Raw genomic sequence first — 19,327 nt, 5'->3', positions numbered from 1 at the left:
CGCGCCAGTATACGCAGGCTACCGAAGTAGTTCATCCTCGAACCTTATGGGTGCCCCGCGAGTCCAAACGGCACCTTTGTGAATGATGGCGTGATGATGCTGCGAGTTCTAGCCTTGAGCCTTACCCTGTTTACCGGTTTTGTACAGGCCACCGTCCTGCAACGCCCGATCAGCCTGGACACCGGAAGTGGTGAGCTTTTCGGCTCGCTGTTACTGCCCAAATCCGACACACCCGTACCGGTGGTGCTGATCATTTCCGGCTCCGGCCCCACTGACCGTGACGGGAACAACCCGGATGGCGGACGCAACGACAGTCTCAAACGACTGGCCTGGGTGCTGGCCAAACACAACATCGCCAGCGTGCGATACGACAAACGTGGCGTGGCGGCCAGCCTGGCGGCGACCCCGGATGAACGCAATTTGTCGGTGGAGGCCTATGTGGCCGACGCTGAAGCGTGGGGCCGCAAGCTCAAAACCGATCCGCGCTTCGGCAAATTGATCGTGCTGGGCCATAGCGAAGGCGCATTGATCGCCAGTCTCGCGGCGCCGAGTGTTGACGCCGCAGCAGTCATCTCCATGTCCGGCAGTGCTCGCCCCATCGATCAGGTGTTGCGTCAGCAACTGAGCAATCGCCTGCCACCGCCGTTGATGCTGCGCAGTAATGAATTACTCGACAGCCTCAAGGCCGGCCATACAGACGACAACGTGCCGCCGCAATTGCAGGTTATTTTCCGTCCGAGCGTGCAGCCGTATCTGATTTCGCTGTTTCGCCAGGACCCTGCCGGCGCATTCGCCAAGCTGAAAATGCCGGCGCTGATCATTCAGGGCAGCAACGATATTCAGGTGGGTGTCGGCGACGCCCGCACGCTCAAAGAGGCCAAACCCGATGCAGAACTGGCGGTGATTGAAGGCATGAACCACGTCATGCGCATCGTCCCCAACGATGTCAAACGGCAATTGGCTTCCTACAAGGATCCGCAATTACCGCTGGCCGCCGAGCTGGGCACGAAAATTATCGAGTTTATTGACGGACTTGGCACCCGTTAAGCGCTGTTTGCCCTCCAGTCCTGAAAAAAACGGCCGATAAGCATTTGTCGCCAGTACCAAGACTGGCGGCAAGCTGAGCTTGGACAGGATCTCGCCGTTATGACTGATACCCAGACTTCACCCGACACCACCGTTGAAAAAGACGTGCCGCCAGCGGTGGAGCTGCCATGGGCGGACGTTAACGTCGAGCATCACAAAATGCTCCGTCTGGCGCCGCTGAAAACCGATCGCCACACCGGTGGCCGCCCATTGCGCTTTGTCGAGTTCGGTTACGCCGAGCGCAACGACAAGCAGCGCAGCCTGATGCGCATGAGCATCACCCTGCCCGCCCAGCGTGTGCGTAAAGAACAGAATCATCTGGATGTGTGGGTCGATCACAGCACCCGGCGCGTGCATTTCGGACCAGACAGCGGCTTGCAGATCGAGCCGATGAATCGGGGCATCGGCCGTTTCATGGCCGCGCAAGGCATCACGTGGGCGAAGAAGCGCTGGCCCGGCTACACCGTCGACGGCAGCGATCTGAACAACAAGGATGCGCTGAACGAAGACACACGCATGCGCCGCGATCACTTTCTGCGGGTGCACGGCTTTGATGTGGTGTACGCCGACGCCCAGCATTTGAAAGGCAGTGTGAAAGAGGTTCAGGTCAGCGACCTGCTGGGCGACTGGAACACCGAGAAACTGCAGATTGTGGAAATTCTCGAAGCGGCCGCCATGCTTCAGCAGGCCGAGCAGAACCTGGCCGAGCAGGAAGTGAAGCTGAAAAAACACGAAGAAAAGGTCAGCAAGTACAAACGCGAAGACGCCGGGCTGCGCTTTACCATTACCTGCCTGGTGGCGTTTGCAGTATTTCAGGCAGGGCTGTTGATCTGGATTGCTACGCACCGTTGAAGGCGTTTTGTGCACTTGTAGCGAGGGAATTTACCCTCGATGGGAGGCGTAGCCCCCCAAAAAGCTTGCGATTGCTGCGCAGCCGAGCGGGAGCACGCTCCCTCGCCACAATGATTTGGCTTACACGCGCGAAGCAAACAACGCTTGGTGATTGCGGCATTGCTCTGCGGTCAGCATGAATACGCCGTGGCCTCCGCGCTCGAAATCGAGCCAGGCGAAGTCCACTTCCGGGTACAGCGCTTCGACGTGCACCTGGCTGTTGCCGACCTCAATGATCATTAAGCCCTTCTCCGTGAGGTGATCTGCAGCTTGCGCGAGCAGGCGGCGAACCAGGTTCAAGCCGTCTTCGCCACACGCCAGGCCAAGCTCCGGCTCGTGCTGGTATTCGTCCGGCATGTCGGCGAAATCTTCGGCATCGACATACGGCGGGTTCGACACGATCAGGTCGAATCGCTGGCCGGGCAAGCCATCAAAGCCATCACCCTGCACCGTGTAGACGCGCTCATCGACGCCATGGCGCTCGATATTCTTGTTGGCCACCTCAAGTGCTTCGAACGACAGGTCTGCCAGCACCACTTCGGCATTCTGGAACTCGTAGGCGCAGGCAATACCGATGCAGCCGGAACCGGTGCACAGGTCGAGAATGCGCGCAGGCTCGGCGCCCAGCCACGGTTCGAAACGTTTTTCAATCAGCTCGCCGATAGGAGAACGCGGGATCAGCACGCGCTCATCAACGATGAACGACATGCCACAGAACCATGCCTCGCCCAGCAAGTACGCGGTCGGAATACGCTCTTCAATCCGGCGTTTGAGCATGCGTTGCAACTTGACCAACTCGTCGTCTTCGAGATTGCAGTCCAGATAACTGTCGGCAATTTCCCATGGCAAGTGCAAGGCACCCAACACCAACTGACGAGCTTCGTCCCATGCATTGTCGGTCCCATGGCCAAAAAACAGATCCTCCCCATGGAAGCGGCTGACGGCCCAACGAATATGGTCGCGCAGGGTACGAAGGCGGGAAGTGATCACGGTGGCAAACTCCAGAAAAAACGACTGGCGATTCTACCAGCCAAAACGCGCCACGACGACGCTGGAAAAATACAGCCTCAGAGGTAGGAGTTATCTGTTTTTTTGCTCGGCCAGAGAACAAAACTGGCATATTGACAAGGCTACGGGCCACTAACGACGCCGCTTACGATGGTAGCGATTCACAGAAGCGCTCAGCCAGAGGACAATGTCGCAAAAGCCCCACTCGAAGGAGCCCCAGAATGTCCGTTCCAAAAACGATGTTTCAACTCAGCGGCCGCGGTTATGCAGCAGCCAATCTGAGCCATGCGACCCTTGTCATCATTGATGCCCAAAAAGAATACCTCAGCGGTCCATTGGCCCTGAGCGGCATGGATGCTGCCGTCGCGAACATCAAGCAATTGTTGGGCGCGGCCCGTGCAGCGGGTCGCCCGATTGTGCATGTGCGTCACCTTGGTACCGTCGGCGGGCTATTTGATCCACAGGGCGAACGCGGTGAGTTCATCCCTGGACTGGAACCACAAGGCGACGAAACCATTATCGGCAAATTGCTGCCAAGTGCTTTTCATGGCACCGAACTGCTGGACCGCCTGCAAAACCTGGGCTCACTGGATTTGATCGTGAGTGGTTTCATGAGCCACTCCAGTGTCAGCACCACAGTGCGCGCGGCAAAGAACCTGGGCTTTCGTTGCACGCTGGTCGAGGATGCCTGCGCCACGCGCGATTTGCCTTACAAGGGCGGCGTAATAAGCGCCGAGCACGTTCAGCAGACCGAAATGGCGATCATGGCGGACAACTTCGCCACACTTGCCCAGACCTGCGAACTGATCTGATCCAGTCTGCGCTGATCCACGCTTGATGAGCGGCCCATGCCGCCGCTCATCCGCAAAAGCCTCTCATTTGCCGTAAATGTCTTAGCTTCAGGAACATCGAGGTCAACTCCCGGTCGAAGGGCCGATACCCATTGAGGAAGGTCGGAATGAAGTTATCCGATGGATTTGACGCACGCCGCTTGCGGCCCAAAAGCCAAAGCAACTGGCGATATCGATTTGGCGCAGCGTTTGCGGCGTTGTTGGCGATGTGCGGTGTATTGCTCGCAATGGCCGGCGCTGCCAGCCTGATCGGCCACCCACCGGCCCTCGGTGAACTGAACGCAAGTCCGTTGGGCTCGGCGATTATCCTGGCCGTGGGCCTGTTGGTGTTGTACATCGGCGTGTGGATGTGGCGTCGTTGTCGCCGCCGCTCGCGTCAATCGCGAGAGCTGAACATGTCCCCGCACCTGATGAAAAAGCACGACTGAATAAGTGCCCCGACGTTTTGATGGGCCCCAATTATTATCGATAGGGGCTCGACTTGGGTAAACTGGCCGCCCTTCGCGGAGGCTGACATGCAAGACGACGATTTTTCCCTGTTTAAAAGCGCGACCCAAGGCATCAAGCCGATCAAACACGATCGCGCCGAAACCGGCAAACCTAAAGCTGACCGCGCGCAAATTGCCAAACTGCGTCAGGCCGCCACTGTGCGCACCGATGCCACGACCGTTGACGGGCTGTCCGATCAGTTTGTCATCGATGTCGGTCCTGAAGACGAATTGATGTGGGCGCGCGACGGCGTCCAGGAAAGCCAGATGCGCAAGCTCAAGATCGGACAGATTCCGTTCGAAGGCAGCCTGGACCTGCACGGCATGAGCGTGGAAAAAGCCCGGGAGACACTCTGGGCCTTCCTCGCCGAAGCCACAAAATTCGAAATTCGCTGCGTGCGCGTCACGCATGGCAAAGCCGTGCGGCTGGATGGCAAGCGCCCGATGATCAAAAGCCACGTCAACACCTGGCTGCGCCAGCATTCACAAGTACTCGGCTTCACTTCATGCCAAGCCAAACATGGCGGCGCAGGCGCGGTGTACGTGATGCTCAAACGGACCATGATGGAAGGTCGCGACGACTAAAGCCGTCGCTTCCGACTGTGGCGCAACCTTGCGGTGTGCCGTCGCTATTTGATCCCCTGACCCACTACCACGCCGTTCACGGTCTCTCCGTACAGGTTGACGCCGTCACCCTTATGGTATTTCTCACGAGTCTTCTCGACCGATCCATCGACCAGGCGTGGGTCCTGAGGGCGCTCATGACTGTTGACGTAAGCAGCCACATGCCAGGCTTCATCATCCGTCAGCGAGCCGCCCTTGCCTAAAGGCATGTTTTGCTTGATGAATCCGGCAGCCGTATTGATACGGTGCATGCCCGCGCCCCAGTTGTAGGAATCTTTACCCCAAAGTGGTGGAAATACGAATTTCCCTCCAGACTTCTCGCCCTGCCCTTCATTGCCGTGGCAAATCGCGCAGTTGTCGGCGTAAATCTGTTTTCCCTTAACCAGATCGAAGCCTTTCTCCGGAGCCGCAATGACCGGGTAGAGGCGTCCAGGCAAGTCCACACCTATCGGAGCCTTGGTCGCCAGCCAATAGGCATAAGTGCTGAGCGCCTTCATGACATGGCTATCACTTGCCGGCGCCTTGCCATTCATACTGAATTCAAAACAGCCCTGCATGCGCTCGGTGAACGTATTGACCTTGTTGTTCTTTTTCCGGAAGGCCGGGTACATGCCATAAGCCCCCCACAGCGGCGCCGAATCTGCCTTGCGCCCTTGATCCAGGTGACAATTGCTGCAGTTCAGGCCATTGCCAACGTACTGCGACGCATTTTTCTGGGTGTCGACGAAGATATCCCGCCCTTCACGCGCCAGCTGTCCAAATGCGTTGTCGGGTAGCTCCGCTTCTTGCGGTGGTGCAAAACCGGAAAGACTGGTTTGCAGAGCCGCTCCGGCTGCTGCCGCAGGGGCAATGTGAGCAGTTTCAGCGGCAGGCTGTGCAGCTGAATCCTTTGCCACAGGCGCCATGCCACGTTCTTCGTAAACCGTTTTTGCAGCCAATAGCGGCACTGCAATCGCTACGCCGATCAGTATTTTCGTTGGAAAATTCATTGTTTAGCCTCCCCGCCCACACTGCCGAAAAACGCCGACAGGTCTCGGACTTCGGCGTCGCTCAGCGACCGCGCGATATGGCCCATCAGGTCATTGGGATCATTCTTGCGCGTACCACTGCGCCAAGCGTTCAACTGCGCCGCGATGTAGGCACCGGGCTGGCCAACGAGCGGCGGAAAACTTTCTCCCACGCCCGTGTTACTGCCTCCGTGACACGCCACGCATGCAGGAATATTGCGCGACCAATCGCCCTGTTTCACCAACTTCTCAGCGTCGCTGCCAATGCTTCCCGTGGGGTCTATATCAACCTTGGGCGCGGCAACATCCAAAGCAGCCAGATAACTTGCGACCGACTTGCCTTCGGCATCAGTCAGCGCCGTTGCGATGGGTTGCATGACGGCGTTGGTGCGTTTTCCCGAGCGGAAATCTTCTAGCTGCTTGGTAAGGTAGCCCTGCGGCAGGCCCGCCAACCGCGGAAACCCGGCGCTCGCGGTGCCCATTGCGTTAGCGGCATGACAAGTGCCACAGGCCATGGCGGCGGGTGACTCGCCACCCTGCGTATAGATTTTCTGCCCTGAGGGCTCGGCGCTTGCGGCAGTTGCCAGCATCAATATGCAGGCACTAATACTGGTCTTGATACCGAATCTCGTTGCAAGATTCATGGCTCTAAACTCCTTTTTCGGCTTCTCCAACAGCATCAATCGACTACCACGCCCAGGCTTAGGGGGCGGACAACAACGTCTGAAAGCACTGTAATATTATTTAGGAATATCCTTATACCCCAAAAGTATATTGTCAAACTGTTTCTGCCGCTGACCAAATAGTCAGGATTATCCGGCGGACAGCTGAAATGCCATTCCAGTCTGCGCCGATTGATTTGGTCATTCACATCCGTCGGCAATACAACTGCCGGCACACTTACGCTACCATGTGCCCCAAGCGAAGCCGGGAAGCTTGAAAACAGCTTGATTGGTACAAAACGGGTACGGACAAGCACCAGTACCCCTCTGAAACCCTTATGGAATCAGCCCTGTGACACTGGAACAGAATTACACCGCGATTCTCGGCCAATTGGGCGAGGACGTCTCCCGCGAGGGCCTGCTCGACACGCCAAAACGTGCCGCCAAAGCCATGCAGTACCTCTGCCGTGGTTATGAACAAACGCTGGAAGAAGTCACCAACGGCGCTTTGTTCAGCTCCGATAACAGCGAGATGGTCCTGGTGAAGGACATCGAGCTCTACTCGCTGTGCGAGCATCACTTGCTGCCGTTTATCGGCAAGGCGCACGTTGCTTACATTCCGAGTGGCAAGGTGTTGGGCCTGTCCAAGGTTGCGCGCATCGTCGATATGTACGCTCGCCGCCTGCAGATCCAGGAAAACCTCAGCCGCCAGATCGCCGACGCCGTTCAGCAAGTCACGGGCGCCCTGGGCGTTGCTGTGGTGATCGAGGCCAAGCACATGTGCATGATGATGCGCGGTGTAGAGAAGCAGAACTCGTCGATGATCACGTCGGTGATGCTCGGTGAATTTCGCGAAAACGCTGCCACCCGCAGCGAGTTTCTCAGCCTCATCAAGTAACCTGCAGCACCAGGAAAACCGGCATTCATCGCCGGTTTTTTTTCGCCCGTGAAAAATCAGGTAAGCTGCGCGACTTCTATTTGCCCCCTGTGAGGCTTATTACCGTGTTCGTTAAAGCGCTTCGTGTCGGCCTCGGCCAACTGGTCATCTTCATTGACTTCATTACCCGTCCAAGCAAAAAGCAGCGCCCTGCCGCGGCCCAGGCTCAAGTCGAAGCCGACGCTCAGGACCTGACCCTGTACCAGTTCCACGCGTGCCCTTTCTGCGTAAAAACCCGCCGCACCCTGCGCCGCTTGAACGTGCCGGTAGCGTTGCGCGATGCGAAGAACAACGAACTGGATCGCCAGACGCTGCTGGAGCAAGGCGGCAAGATCAAGGTGCCGTGCCTGCGCATTGAAGAAAATGGCCAGACCACATGGATGTATGAATCCAAAGTGATCATTGATTATCTGGACAAGCGGTTTGCGGCAGCCTGACCGGTAACGTTGCGCCCTTCTACGCCGCCTGAGCCGCCTGAGCCGAACGCACGACCGCCGCAAGACGCTTGAGCCCCTCATCCAGACGCGCCGGGTCGATGTGGCTGAAGTTCAGGCGCAAATGGCCTTGATTACTGTCCGGATCAGGGAAAAACGGCTCGCCCGGCATGAACGCCACATCGTTGGCCAGTGCTGCGTTGAGCAAGGTCCGGGTGTCCAGCGGTTGCTTCAGGGTCAGCCAGAAAAACAACCCGCCCTGCGGCACGTTCCAGTCCGCCAGATCGGAAAAATGGGTTTGCAGTGCGCACTGGAAGCCGTCGCGCCGTTCGCGGTAAAAGCCGCGCAATTCACTCAGGTGCTGCTCATACTTGTGCGTACCGATCCACTGCAGCGCCTGCCATTGGCCGATGCGGTTGGTGTGCAAATCCGCTGACTGCTTGAGTTTGAGCAGGTGCCCAAACAGGTCGGGACTGGCAATCAGATAACCGACGCGCAAACCCGGCAGCAAGGTTTTCGATACCGTGCCGGTGTAGATCCAGCTGGCTTTCTTCAAGCGCCCGGCAATGGGCTTGTCGCTGCCGCCATCAAACGTCAGTTCACGGTACGGCTCGTCTTCGATCAGGGTCACGCCGAACTCATCCAGCAACGCTGCCACCGCCGCGCGCTTAGCCTCGCTGTAACGCACGGCGGACGGGTTCTGGAACGTCGGGATCAAATAGATGAACGCAGGGCGATGCTGTTCCAGACGACTGCGCAATTGCGTGAGGTTCGGTCCATCAGCCTCTTGCGGCACGGTCAGACAGTCGGCGCCAAATAGCTGGAATATCTGCAAAGCAGCCAGATAGGTTGGCGCTTCTAGAAGGATTTCAGTGCCCTTGTCGATGTACAGCTTGGCTGCCAGATCAAGGGTTTGCTGAGAGCCGCTGACCACCAGCACCTGACTCGCTTCGCACGCCAGCCCCAGCGCCCTCGCCTGTGCCGCCAGCGCCTCACGCAATGCCGGTTCGCCTTCGCTCATACCGTACTGGCCGAGGGACAGCGGCATCCCGGCCCACTCGACTTTCGGCAACATGGCTTCGGCCGGCAAGCCACCAGCGAACGACATCACCTCGGGACGTTGGGCAGCAGCAAGGATTTCACGGATCAAAGAACTTTTAAGGCGCGAGACACGTTCGGAAAAAGCCATGGAGGTCACCGGTAGCGAGGCATGAAGAAAATGAGTCAAACTGGTTGACTGAAATTACGGCAACTCGAACGGAAACGTCAACATGCTTGACCTTAAAAATCCCGTCAGCCAACAGCAGGCGATGGAAGCGTTCTTCTTCGGCTATCAGGCATTTACCGCCAAGGCTGATGAAATGCTCGAGCGTCGCGGCCTGTCGCGGGTGCATCAGCGCATTGTGTTTTTCATCGCCCGTTATCCAAACCTGAGCGTCAAGGAGTTGCTGGCGCTGCTAGGCGTCAGTAAGCAGGCATTGAACATTCCGTTGCGTCAGTTGCAGGAAATGCACCTCGTGGAGAGCGTGGCCTCACAAACAGATAAGCGTAAGCGATTGCTGGAACTGACCGAAGACGGCGCACGCTTCGAACACTCACTGCGCCGCGAGCAGGTGAAACTGCTTGAGCGGGCGTTTGCCGAGGCTGGGGAGACCGCGGTGAACGGATGGCTGGCAGTGAATCTGGCGCTGGGTAAAAGCCAGACTGCTGTTGATTGACTGTTCTGCCCCCATCGCCAGCAGGCTGGCTCTCACAAATTCTGTGTACACCACCGATCAGTGTGGGAGCAGCCTGCTGGCGATGAGGCCCTCGAAGGCGATATATCCCTATTGCCAAACTTTTCGTCGACAAAATCAAAAACATTATTTGCATTATTTGTATACAAAAGCATAATCCACTGCGTGCGAGTTCCTGACCAACAGGTCAACAAATTCGCAAGTGCCTCAAAGGACCGCTGCCGCCCTCATGGGTCCGGTCCTGGAAATAAAAATAAAACTCTTGAGGAGTACTCGCTGTGGAAAGCCGCAAATCCGAAGCCCCGTCGCTGGAACTCTCGCCGCCGTTACGAAACGGCCTGCTGGAGCGCATCTTCAAACTCACCTTGCATGGCACCACGGTGAAGACCGAGTTGATTGCCGGCCTGACAACCTTCATCACCATGGCCTACATCATCTTCGTCAACCCGAACATCATGGCCGACGCCGGGATTGATCACGGCGCGGCTTTCGTCGCTACGTGCATCGCCGCAGCACTGGGCTGCCTGTTGATGGGCCTGTACGCCAACTGGCCAGTCGGCCTGGCACCGGGCATGGGCCTGAATGCCTTTTTCACCTACACCGTGGTCGGCACCATGGGCTACAACTGGGAAACCGCGCTGGGTGCGGTGTTTGTGTCCGGCGTGTTGTTCATGATTTTGACCTTCTCGCGGATTCGCGAGTGGCTGCTTAACAGCATTCCAGTGAGCCTGCGTTACGCCATGGGCGCTGGTGTGGGACTGTTTTTGGGGATCATCGGTCTGAAAACCGCCGGCATCATCGTCGCCAGCCCGGCCACCCTGATCAAACTCGGTTCCCTGCGCGAGCCAGGTCCATTGCTGGCTGCCGTGTGCTTCCTGATGATCGCCGTGCTCAGCTACCACAAGGTATTTGGCGCGATCCTGATCAGCATCATCACCGTAACCCTTGCCGGTTGGGGCCTGGGGCTGGTGCATTACGGCGGCATCATGTCCGCCCCGCCAAGCCTGGCGCCGACGTGGATGGCCATGAATATCGCCGGCGTGTTTAACGTCAGCATGATCAGTGTGGTGTTGGCCTTCCTGTTTGTGCACATGTTCGACACCGCTGGCACGCTGATGGGCGTCGCACAGCGCGCCGGTCTGGTCAATGCTGATGGACGAATCGAAAACCTTTCCCGCGCGATGAAAGCCGACAGCGCCTCCAGTGTTTTCGGGGCAATGGTCGGTGTGCCGCCCGTAACGAGCTACGTGGAAAGTGCTGCCGGTGTCGCTGCGGGTGGTCGGACTGGTCTTACCGCGGTGACCGTAGGTGTGCTATTTATTGCGGCGATGTTCTTCGCACCGCTCGCCGGCATGATCCCCGCTTATGCAACCGCCGGCGCGCTGATTTACGTGGCGATGCTGATGATGGGCGGCATGAAGCACATCGAATGGGACGAAGCGACCGACAGCATTCCGGCAATCGTTACCGCGATCATGATGCCGCTGACCTTCTCGGTCGCTGACGGCATTGCGCTCGGTTTTATCACCTACGTGGTGTTGAAAGCGTTTACCGGCAGACACAAGGAAATTTCCGTCAGCCTGTGGGTGCTCTGCGCGATCTTCATCGCCAAGTTCATATTCTTGTAAGCGTTACGCAGTAAGCGTTTCAAATCAGCCTCACCCCGTCGGGTGGGGCTTTTGCACAAATGGAGGAAAGTGATGAGTCTGGAAACCTGGCTGCTGTTCAGTGGCGCTGCGCTGGTGGTAATCCTGATCCCGGGGCCCCTGTCTTTGCTGATGATCAGCAACAGTTTGAATTACGGTTTGCGTCGTTCGTACCCGGCATTTCTGGGCGGTGTGATTGCCTCGATCTGCTTGCTCAGTGCGTCGGCACTGGGCTTGGGCGCGTTGTTACTGGCGTCGGAACAATTGTTTAGCGCGTTGAAAATTGTCGGTGCGTTGTACCTGTTCTACCTGGCCTGGCAGAGCTGGCAGCAATCGCGTCAGCCATCGGTGGGCGCGGAAGTGCCTCAGGCTGCGCCAATCCCGCGTTTTCGTGCACTGTTCGGGCGCGCATTTGTGCTGGGCGCGAGCAACCCGAAAGACATCCTGTTCTTCGCTGCATTCCTGCCGCAGTTCTTGAGTGCAGAACAACCCTTCCTGCCACAGTTGCTGATAATGATCGCGACCTGGACCGTATTGGACCTGTTGTGCAAGCTGGCTTACGGGCTCGGCGCGCATGGTGCGGCCCGGTACCTGCGCAGCGGCAAGGGCCAGAGCTGGTTTAATCGGGTAAGCGCGGCGTTGTTTGGTGGTGCGGGCGCTGCGTCGTTGTTAAGCCGCTAAGCGCAAAAGCATCGCTAGCAGGCTAGCTCCCACAGGGTTTTGTGAATGCCGAAAATCCAATGTGAGGGCTTGCCTGCCAGCTCCTACAGGGGTTTTGTGAATGCTACAAATCCAATGTGAGGGCTTGCCTGCCAGCACCCACAGGGGTTTTGTGAATGCTGCAAATCCAATGTGGGAGCTAGCCTGCTAGCGATCAGGTCGGCATGAGCGCCACATTTCTACAGGCAAAAAAAAAGCCCGCAGTGTGAGCGGGCGAAAGACCAAAGAAGCTATATGCGCAGTCGCTTCCAGGTTGAGGCAGCTGCTTGGGGGATCAGCTGCCGCGATACGTGGAATAACTGTAAGGCGAAATCAGCAGCGGCACGTGGTAGTGATCCTGCTCGGCGGAGATGCCGAACCGCAGTACCACCACATCAAGGAACGCAGGTTCCGGCAGCTGAACGCCACGGGCGCGGTAGTAATCGCCCGCATGAAACTGAACCTGATAAACCCCGGTGCGATAGTCGTCGCCTTGTAACAACGGCGCATCGACACGGCCATCGCTGTTGGTCATCGCGCTGGCGACCAATTCCAGCTGCGAACCTTCAACGCGGTACAACTCGACCTTGATCGAGCTGCCCGGGCAACCGTGTGCAGCGTCCAAAACGTGAGTAGTCAAACGTCCCATTGATTCTGCGCGCCTGCCTGCCGTTAGCAGCCAGACCACGCGCCTCCCGAAGTCAGTTGAAAAGGAGACCGCACCGGTTCGGAGCACGAAACGCTGCGGCGAGCGACTGATTAAGACACTTTTCAAAAAAATTGTACACAATAAAAACGACATTTTTAACGCCAGTACCGTCATCCACGATTTCAACGCCAATTTGACGCCAAACCATAGGATCAGCGGACCTTCCAATCATTAACTGACCAACTGGGCAGGTTTCTTGCAGTAGCATGGGAAGATGACAGTTCATCAAAAATGCGAAAATTCAGGCTTACAAAGTGGATATAAAGTTGTATACAATCAGTCATCGCTGTGACGCCAGCCTGTTATCTAATCGCCAGGCCGCCACGCAACCCCGACCTTGAATAAGTCACGAACAAGAAGGAAGACTGCAGTGAGCGCTGACTACCCACGCGACCTGATCGGTTACGGCAGTAACCCTCCTCACCCACACTGGCCGGGCAATGCCCGCATCGCATTGTCTTTCGTACTCAACTACGAAGAAGGCGGCGAGCGCAATATCCTGCACGGCGACAAAGAATCTGAAGCGTTCCTCTCGGAAATGGTGTCGGCGCAGCCGCTGCAAGGCGCGCGCAACATGAGCATGGAATCTCTTTACGAGTATGGCAGCCGTGCTGGTGTATGGCGGATTCTGAAGCTGTTCAAGGAATTCGACATTCCGCTGACCATCTTCGCCGTGGCCATGGCCGCCCAGCGCCACCCGGATGTCATCCGCGCGATGGTCGATGCCGGTCACGAGATCTGCAGCCACGGTTATCGCTGGATCGACTACCAGTACATGGACGAAGCGCAGGAACGCGAGCACATGCTCGAAGCCATTCGTGTACTGACCGAACTCACCGGCGAACGTCCGCTGGGCTGGTACACCGGCCGCACTGGCCCGAACACCCGTCGGCTGGTGATGGAAGAAGGCGGTTTCCTCTATGACTGCGACACCTACGACGACGACCTGCCCTACTGGGAACCGAACAACCCGACCGGCAAGCCGCACCTGGTGATCCCGTACACCCTGGACACCAACGACATGCGCTTCACCCAGGTCCAGGGTTTCAACAAGGGCGACGATTTCTTCGAGTACCTCAAGGACGCGTTCGATGTGCTGTACGCCGAAGGCGCAGAAGCACCGAAAATGCTCTCGATCGGTTTGCATTGCCGCCTGATTGGCCGTCCGGCGCGTCTGGCCTCGCTCAAGCGCTTTATCGAATACGCTAAAAGTCATGAACAGGTGTGGTTCACCCGCCGCGTCGACATCGCTCGCCACTGGCACGATACCCACCCGTACCAAGAGGCCGCCCAATGAGCCACTTCAAAACCCTCAAGCCATCGACCCTGAGCCGCGAGGCTTTTGTCGAAGCGTTTGCCGACATCTATGAACATTCGCCATGGGTGGCCGAAAAGGCCTTCGACCTGGGTCAGGACGCTTCGATCGATGAGATCGAAGCCCTGCACCAGCGCATGAGCGACATCCTGTTGAGCGCCGATCACGCCAGTCAATTGGCATTGATCAACGCTCACCCGGACCTGGCCGGCAAAGCTGCCGTCCAGGGCCAACTCACCGAAGCCAGCACCAATGAACAGGCTGGCGCCGGTATTCACCAATGCACGGCCGAAGAGTTTTCTCGCTTCACCGAGCTGAACGACGCCTACAAAGCCAAGTTCAAGTTTCCCTTCATCATGGCGGTAAAAGGCAGCAATCGGCATCAGATCCTCGCGGCGTTCGAAACGCGCATTCACAACTCGGTCGACACCGAATTCAAATGCGCGCTGGCGGAGATCAACAAGATCGCCCTGTTCCGTTTACTGACCCTATAGCGAGCCTTGCCCGAGTGTTCAGAACGCGAAAACACCCAGGGCACTGCAAGCATCCCAAGCCAACTAATTAAAGGCAGACAAGAAGAATGAAAGCTTACGCCGTACCTTTCGAGAAGTTCGTCAACCTGGCCGACGCCCGTCTGGGCACCAAGATCATCTCGGTCACCGATGACTGGTTTGCAGACGCCAACCGTCTGTTTCAGCCGACCCCGGCCGTATGGAAGGAGGGCGTTTTCGATGACAACGGCAAGTGGATGGACGGCTGGGAGTCGCGCCGCAAGCGCTTTGAAGGCTACGACAGCGCGGTAATCCGCCTGGGCGTACCGGGTTCGATCAAAGGCGTGGACATCGACACCTCATTCTTCACCGGTAACTTCCCGCCGTCGGCCTCTCTGGAAGCGTGCTTCCTGGCCTCCGGCGAGCCGGACGAAAAAACCCAGTGGACTGAAGTACTGTCGGCGGTCGAGCTGCAAGGCAATAACCACCACTTCCACGAAATCAACAACGACCAGGCGTTCAGCCATCTGCGTTTCAACATCTACCCGGACGGTGGTGTTGCTCGTCTGCGCGTCTACGGCATTCCGTTCCGCGACTGGTCGGCGGTTGGCGACAACGAGCAAGTGGACCTGGCCGCAGCCCTGAACGGTGGCCGTGCGCTGGCCTGCTCCGACGAACACTTCGGCCGCATGAGCAACATCCTCAACCCTGGCCGTGGCATCAACATGGGCGACGGCTGGGAAACTGCACGTCGTCGCACGCCAGGCAATGACTGGGTCATCGTCGCACTGGGTCATCCGGGCGAGATCGAGAAAATCATCGTCGACACCCTGCACTTCAAGGGCAACTACCCGGACACCTGCTCCATCCAGGGCGCGTTCGTGAAGGGCGGCACCGACAGCCAGATTGAAACCCAATCGCTGTTCTGGCGCGAACTGCTGCCGGCACAGAAACTGGAAATGCACGCCGAACACACCTTTGCCGAGCAGATCAAGGCACTGGGCCCGATCACCCACATCCGCCTGAACGTGTTCCCGGACGGCGGCGTGAGTCGCCTGCGCGTATTGGGCAAGGTCGCTAAATAAGCGTTGAAGCCAATCGCCAGCAGGCTGGCTCCCACATTTGCAATGCATTCCCCTGTGGGAGCCAGCCTGCTGGCGATAGCTACAGAACCAACAACACAGAATTCGGAAAAGAACAGCATGCGCACATTAAAGATTGAACCGCTGACAAAAGAAGCCTTCGCCCCTTTCGGTGACGTGATCGAAACCGACGGCAGCGATCACTTCATGATCAACAACGGTTCGACCATGCGCTTTCATAAACTGGCGACGGTCGAAACCGCCACGCCAGAAGACAACGCAATCATCAGCATTTTCCGCGCCGACGCGCAGGACATGCCGCTGACCGTTTGCATGCTGGAGCGTCACCCGTTGGGCAGCCAGGCTTTCATCCCGCTGCTCGGCAACCCCTTTCTGATCGTGGTCGCGCCACTTGGCGATGAACCTGTATCGGGCTTGGTCCGCGCCTTCGTCACCAACGGCAGGCAGGGCATCAATTACCATCGCGGCGTTTGGCACCATCCGGTGCTGACGATCGAAAAGCGGGATGACTTCCTGGTGGTTGATCGCAGTGGCACAGGCAATAACTGCGATGAGCATTTTTTCAAAGAGGATGAGCGTTTGATCCTCGCCCCCCACCAATAAGAGAAGGTCTGATCACTCGACGACAGAGTGACAGGCGAGAGGTAAAGACTGTGGAAGCACATCTGTTGGAATGGCTGAACCTGAGCGTGCGCTGGGTTCACATGATTACTGGCGTGGCCTGGATCGGCGCGTCGTTCTATTTCGTCTGGCTGGAAAACAACCTCAATCGGGTCAACCCGAAAAGTGGTCTGGCGGGCGATTTGTGGGCGATCCACGGCGGCGGTATCTACCACCTGGAAAAATACAAACTGGCTCCACCGACCATGCCGGACAACCTGCACTGGTTCAAATGGGAAGCCTACTTCACCTGGATGTCGGGGATCGCGCTGCTGTGCGTGGTGTTCTACTCCAACCCGACGCTTTACCTGCTGGCACCGGGCAGCAGCCTGACCGGTCCTGAAGGTGTTGCCCTGGGCATCGCTTCGCTGTTCGTCGGCTGGTTCGTCTACTCCTTCCTCTGCGACTCGGCTTTGGGCAAACGCCCTGCCCTGCTCGGCGGCATCCTGTTCGTGCTGATCATTGCGGCGGCCTACGGCTTCAGCAAAGTGTTCAGCGGCCGCGGGGCTTATCTGCACGTCGGCGCGATCATCGGCACCATCATGGTCGGGAACGTGTTCCGCATCATCATGCCGGCGCAACGCGCACTGGTGGCAGCGATTGCCGAGAACCGCACGCCAGATCCGGCGCTGCCGGCTAAAGGCTTGCTGCGTTCGCGTCACAACAACTACTTCACCTTGCCGGTGCTGTTCATCATGATCAGCAACCACTTCCCGAGCACCTATGGCAGCCAATACAACTGGCTGATTCTGGCCGGGATCGCGGTACTGGCCGTGTTGGTTCGTCACTACTTCAACACCCGTCACAACAGCCACAAGTTTGCCTGGACCCTGCCAGTGGCAGCCGTCGGCATGATCTGCCTGGCTTACGTGACCGGTCCTGCACCGATGTCGACTGCACCTGAAGTGGCCAAGGCACCCGGCACCATCGAGTACCAGCCGTTGCCGGAAACCGCCCTTGGCGGTGGCGCCAAACCTGAAGCGGCGAAACCTGCCGCTGCGGCTGCAACGCCGGCCCAGGCCTCGAATCAAGGGCCGGCGTTCGACAAGGTTCACAGCGTGATTCAGGAACGTTGCGCAGTGTGCCATTCGGCGAAACCGACCAGCCCGTTGTTCAGTGCTGCACCGGCCGGTGTGATGTTCGATACGCCTGATCAGATCCGTCAGAACGCTCCGCGTATTCAGGCGCAAGCCGTCGCCAGCCAGATCATGCCACTGGGCAATATCACTCAGATGACCCAGCAGGAACGTGACCTGATCGGTGCCTGGATCAACCAGGGAGCCCAGACCAATTAAGCAACACACAAGCCTGTGAATAGCAGGCTTTTGTTGTGTAGGGATTTTGGCTGTGTAGAAGGAATTACTGTGGTGAGGGGATTTATCCCCGTTGGGTTACGAAGTAGCCCCAAAACCTGTGATCGCGACCATCAGATGGATCGCGTTAGCCGGGTTTGCGACGGCTTCGCCGCCGAACGGGGATAAATCCCCTCGCCACAGTAAGCCCTCTGGCGACAACAAACTCCCTGACTACACATATGAATGATGCAAAGAAACAGCTGCCAGCAACCCGGCAGCTGTTCAATCACAAGAATAAAAAAGATCCGAGGTGTTGCATGTCCGAGCTATCCGAAGCGCGCATCCCCGACGCACCCGCCATTCAGCGTTTGCCCCTTTTTCAACTGATCCTGGTCGGTTTGCAGCACGTTTTGCTGATGTACGGCGGCGCCATTGCAGTGCCACTGATCATTGGCCAGGCCGCTGGACTGAGTCGTGAAGAAATCGCCTTTCTGATCAACGCCGACCTGCTGGTGGCCGGTATCGCAACCATCGTTCAATCACTGGGTATCGGCCCGATGGGCATCCGCATGCCGGTGATGATGGGCGCCAGTTTTGCCGCTGTCGGCAGCATGGTCGCCATGGCTGGAATGCCGGGCATCGGTTTGCAAGGGATCTTCGGCGCAACCATTGCTGCCGGTTTTTTCGGCATGATCATTGCGCCGTTCATGTCCAAAGTTGTGCGCTTCTTCCCGCCTCTAGTGACCGGCACGGTCATCACCTCAATCGGTTTATCGCTGTTCCCGGTGGCCGTTAATTGGGCTGGCGGTGGTGCTGGCGCGGCTCAATTCGGCTCACCGGTCTACCTGGCCATCGCCGCGTTGGTGCTGGGCACGATTTTGTTGGTCCATCGCTTCATGCGCGGTTTCTGGGTCAACATTTCGGTGCTGATCGGCATGTGCATCGGCTACGTCGTCTGCGGCGTTATCGGCATGGTCGACCTCAGTGGCATGGCGCAGGCGCCTTGGCTGCAAGTCGTTACACCGCTGCATTTCGGCATGCCGAAGTTCGAACTCGCACCGATCCTGTCGATGTGCCTGGTGGTGGTGATCATCTTCGTCGAGTCCACAGGCATGTTCCTGGCACTGGGCAAGATCACCGATCGGGAAGTCTGCCCGCGCATGCTCCGTCGCGGTTTGTTATGTGACGCTGCTGCCTCGTTTTTCGCCGGTTTCTTCAACACCTTCACTCACTCCTCTTTCGCGCAAAACATCGGCCTGGTGCAGATGACGGGCGTGCGTTGCCGCTCGGTCACCATCGTCGCCGGCGGTTTGCTGGTGGTCTTGAGCCTGTTGCCGAAAGCCGCGTTTCTGGTGGCATCGATTCCACCCGCCGTGCTCGGCGGCGCGGCGATTGCGATGTTCGGCATGGTCGCCGCTACCGGGATCAAGATTCTTCAGGAAGCCGACATCGGTGATCGTCGCAACCAGTTGCTGGTAGCGGTGAGCATCGGCATGGGGCTGATTCCGGTGGTACGCCCGGAGTTCTTCGCGCACCTGCCGCTGTGGATGAGCCCTATCACCCACAGCGGCATCGCCATGGCGACGATCAGCGCGCTGATGTTGAACCTGTTGTTCAACATCCTCGGCGGCAAAGAGCGCGCGGTCATTAACGACTGCCATGCGCACACGCATTGATCGAACGCT

21 protein-coding genes are annotated in these 19,327 nt (G+C 57.8%); 16 read left to right on the top strand and 5 right to left on the bottom strand.

Annotated features, from left to right (window positions below; translation table 11 throughout):
* Positions 1 to 96 precede the first annotated feature (96 nt).
* Both ACQR3R_RS23945 and ACQR3R_RS23940 read left to right on the top strand, forming a co-directional pair.
* On the top strand, positions 97 to 1,047 hold the full coding sequence (locus tag ACQR3R_RS23945) for an alpha/beta fold hydrolase (RefSeq protein ID WP_428276028.1): 951 nt from the start codon (positions 97 to 99) through the stop codon (positions 1,045 to 1,047).
* 99 nt (positions 1,048 to 1,146) lie between these two features.
* Positions 1,147 to 1,938 (top strand): hypothetical protein, encoded by a 792-nt coding sequence (locus ACQR3R_RS23940; RefSeq protein WP_428276026.1) that lies wholly within the window; start codon positions 1,147 to 1,149, stop codon positions 1,936 to 1,938.
* A 120-nt stretch (positions 1,939 to 2,058) separates the two neighbouring features.
* On the opposite strand, the gene prmB is transcribed toward ACQR3R_RS23940, so the two are convergent.
* Positions 2,059 to 2,967: a 50S ribosomal protein L3 N(5)-glutamine methyltransferase gene (gene prmB / locus ACQR3R_RS23935; RefSeq protein WP_428276024.1), complete on the bottom strand. Its 909-nt coding sequence runs from the start codon at positions 2,965 to 2,967 to the stop codon at positions 2,059 to 2,061.
* Between the two features lie 239 nt (positions 2,968 to 3,206).
* On the opposite strand from prmB, the gene ACQR3R_RS23930 reads away from it, so the two are divergent.
* The 3 genes from ACQR3R_RS23930 (at position 3,207) to ACQR3R_RS23920 (ending at position 4,909) form a co-directional block, all read left to right on the top strand.
* Entirely contained in the window at positions 3,207 to 3,797 is a 591-nt protein-coding gene (locus ACQR3R_RS23930; protein WP_428276022.1) for an isochorismatase family protein, read from the top strand.
* A 146-nt stretch (positions 3,798 to 3,943) separates the two neighbouring features.
* Positions 3,944 to 4,264: a hypothetical protein gene (locus ACQR3R_RS23925; RefSeq protein WP_428276020.1), complete on the top strand. Its 321-nt coding sequence runs from the start codon at positions 3,944 to 3,946 to the stop codon at positions 4,262 to 4,264.
* 87 nt (positions 4,265 to 4,351) lie between these two features.
* A complete protein-coding gene (locus ACQR3R_RS23920; RefSeq protein WP_428276018.1) occupies positions 4,352 to 4,909 on the top strand; it encodes a Smr/MutS family protein in 558 nt (185 codons plus the stop codon).
* Between the two features lie 44 nt (positions 4,910 to 4,953).
* On the opposite strand, the gene ACQR3R_RS23915 is transcribed toward ACQR3R_RS23920, so the two are convergent.
* On the bottom strand, positions 4,954 to 5,937 hold the full coding sequence (locus ACQR3R_RS23915; protein WP_428276016.1) for a c-type cytochrome: 984 nt from the start codon (positions 5,935 to 5,937) through the stop codon (positions 4,954 to 4,956).
* Positions 5,934 to 6,635 (bottom strand): c-type cytochrome, encoded by a 702-nt coding sequence (locus tag ACQR3R_RS23910; protein ID WP_428276014.1) that lies wholly within the window; start codon positions 6,633 to 6,635, stop codon positions 5,934 to 5,936. Before ACQR3R_RS23910 ends, ACQR3R_RS23915 begins: the two co-directional genes overlap by 4 nt.
* Before the next feature lie 334 nt (positions 6,636 to 6,969).
* On the opposite strand from ACQR3R_RS23910, the gene folE reads away from it, so the two are divergent.
* Both folE and ACQR3R_RS23900 read left to right on the top strand, forming a co-directional pair.
* Positions 6,970 to 7,515 carry a GTP cyclohydrolase I FolE gene (folE, locus tag ACQR3R_RS23905; protein WP_010456659.1) on the top strand — a complete coding sequence of 182 codons (546 nt, stop codon included), beginning with the start codon at positions 6,970 to 6,972 and terminating at the stop codon, positions 7,513 to 7,515.
* A gap of 104 nt (positions 7,516 to 7,619) precedes the next feature.
* Positions 7,620 to 7,991, top strand: a complete 372-nt coding sequence (locus tag ACQR3R_RS23900) for a glutathione S-transferase N-terminal domain-containing protein (RefSeq protein ID WP_428276011.1) — start codon at positions 7,620 to 7,622, stop codon at positions 7,989 to 7,991.
* A gap of 19 nt (positions 7,992 to 8,010) precedes the next feature.
* On the opposite strand, the gene ACQR3R_RS23895 is transcribed toward ACQR3R_RS23900, so the two are convergent.
* A complete protein-coding gene (locus ACQR3R_RS23895) occupies positions 8,011 to 9,177 on the bottom strand; it encodes an aminotransferase class I/II-fold pyridoxal phosphate-dependent enzyme (protein WP_428276009.1) in 1,167 nt (388 codons plus the stop codon).
* 82 nt (positions 9,178 to 9,259) lie between these two features.
* Between ACQR3R_RS23895 and ACQR3R_RS23890 the strand changes: the two genes are divergently transcribed.
* The 3 genes from ACQR3R_RS23890 to ACQR3R_RS23880 all read left to right on the top strand — a co-directional run bounded on the left by ACQR3R_RS23890 (position 9,260) and on the right by ACQR3R_RS23880 (position 12,051).
* Complete coding sequence (locus tag ACQR3R_RS23890) at positions 9,260 to 9,706, top strand: MarR family transcriptional regulator (RefSeq protein WP_428276007.1); 447 nt, start codon at positions 9,260 to 9,262, stop codon at positions 9,704 to 9,706.
* Positions 9,707 to 10,002: 296 nt separating this feature from the next.
* Positions 10,003 to 11,352, top strand: a complete 1,350-nt coding sequence (locus tag ACQR3R_RS23885) for a solute carrier family 23 protein (RefSeq protein WP_428276005.1) — start codon at positions 10,003 to 10,005, stop codon at positions 11,350 to 11,352.
* Between the two features lie 72 nt (positions 11,353 to 11,424).
* Positions 11,425 to 12,051: a LysE family transporter gene (locus ACQR3R_RS23880; protein WP_428276003.1), complete on the top strand. Its 627-nt coding sequence runs from the start codon at positions 11,425 to 11,427 to the stop codon at positions 12,049 to 12,051.
* 313 nt (positions 12,052 to 12,364) lie between these two features.
* Here ACQR3R_RS23880 and uraH read toward each other — a convergent pair whose 3' ends face one another.
* Positions 12,365 to 12,718 carry a hydroxyisourate hydrolase gene (uraH, locus tag ACQR3R_RS23875; protein WP_428276001.1) on the bottom strand — a complete coding sequence of 118 codons (354 nt, stop codon included), beginning with the start codon at positions 12,716 to 12,718 and terminating at the stop codon, positions 12,365 to 12,367.
* Positions 12,719 to 13,148: 430 nt separating this feature from the next.
* On the opposite strand from uraH, the gene puuE reads away from it, so the two are divergent.
* The 6 genes from puuE to ACQR3R_RS23845 all read left to right on the top strand — a co-directional run bounded on the left by puuE (position 13,149) and on the right by ACQR3R_RS23845 (position 19,318).
* A complete protein-coding gene (gene puuE, locus ACQR3R_RS23870) occupies positions 13,149 to 14,075 on the top strand; it encodes an allantoinase PuuE (protein ID WP_428275998.1) in 927 nt (308 codons plus the stop codon).
* Positions 14,072 to 14,587, top strand: a complete 516-nt coding sequence (gene uraD / locus ACQR3R_RS23865; protein ID WP_428275996.1) for a 2-oxo-4-hydroxy-4-carboxy-5-ureidoimidazoline decarboxylase — start codon at positions 14,072 to 14,074, stop codon at positions 14,585 to 14,587. Before puuE ends, uraD begins: the two co-directional genes overlap by 4 nt.
* An 86-nt stretch (positions 14,588 to 14,673) precedes the next feature.
* A complete protein-coding gene (gene alc / locus ACQR3R_RS23860; RefSeq protein ID WP_428275994.1) occupies positions 14,674 to 15,669 on the top strand; it encodes an allantoicase in 996 nt (331 codons plus the stop codon).
* 3 nt (positions 15,670 to 15,672) lie between these two features.
* Positions 15,673 to 16,290 (top strand): ureidoglycolate lyase, encoded by a 618-nt coding sequence (locus tag ACQR3R_RS23855; protein ID WP_428275992.1) that lies wholly within the window; start codon positions 15,673 to 15,675, stop codon positions 16,288 to 16,290.
* Between the two features lie 50 nt (positions 16,291 to 16,340).
* Entirely contained in the window at positions 16,341 to 17,642 is a 1,302-nt protein-coding gene (locus ACQR3R_RS23850; protein WP_428275990.1) for a urate hydroxylase PuuD, read from the top strand.
* Positions 17,643 to 17,959: 317 nt separating this feature from the next.
* Positions 17,960 to 19,318: a solute carrier family 23 protein gene (locus tag ACQR3R_RS23845; RefSeq protein WP_428275988.1), complete on the top strand. Its 1,359-nt coding sequence runs from the start codon at positions 17,960 to 17,962 to the stop codon at positions 19,316 to 19,318.
* Positions 19,319 to 19,327: the final 9 nt, after the last annotated feature.

Origin of the sequence: Gordonia sp. IEGM753 (assembly GCF_050321825.1) — a bacterium.
Taxonomy (GTDB): domain Bacteria; phylum Pseudomonadota; class Gammaproteobacteria; order Pseudomonadales; family Pseudomonadaceae; genus Aquipseudomonas.
This window is presented reverse-complemented; position numbering and strand designations above follow the sequence as displayed.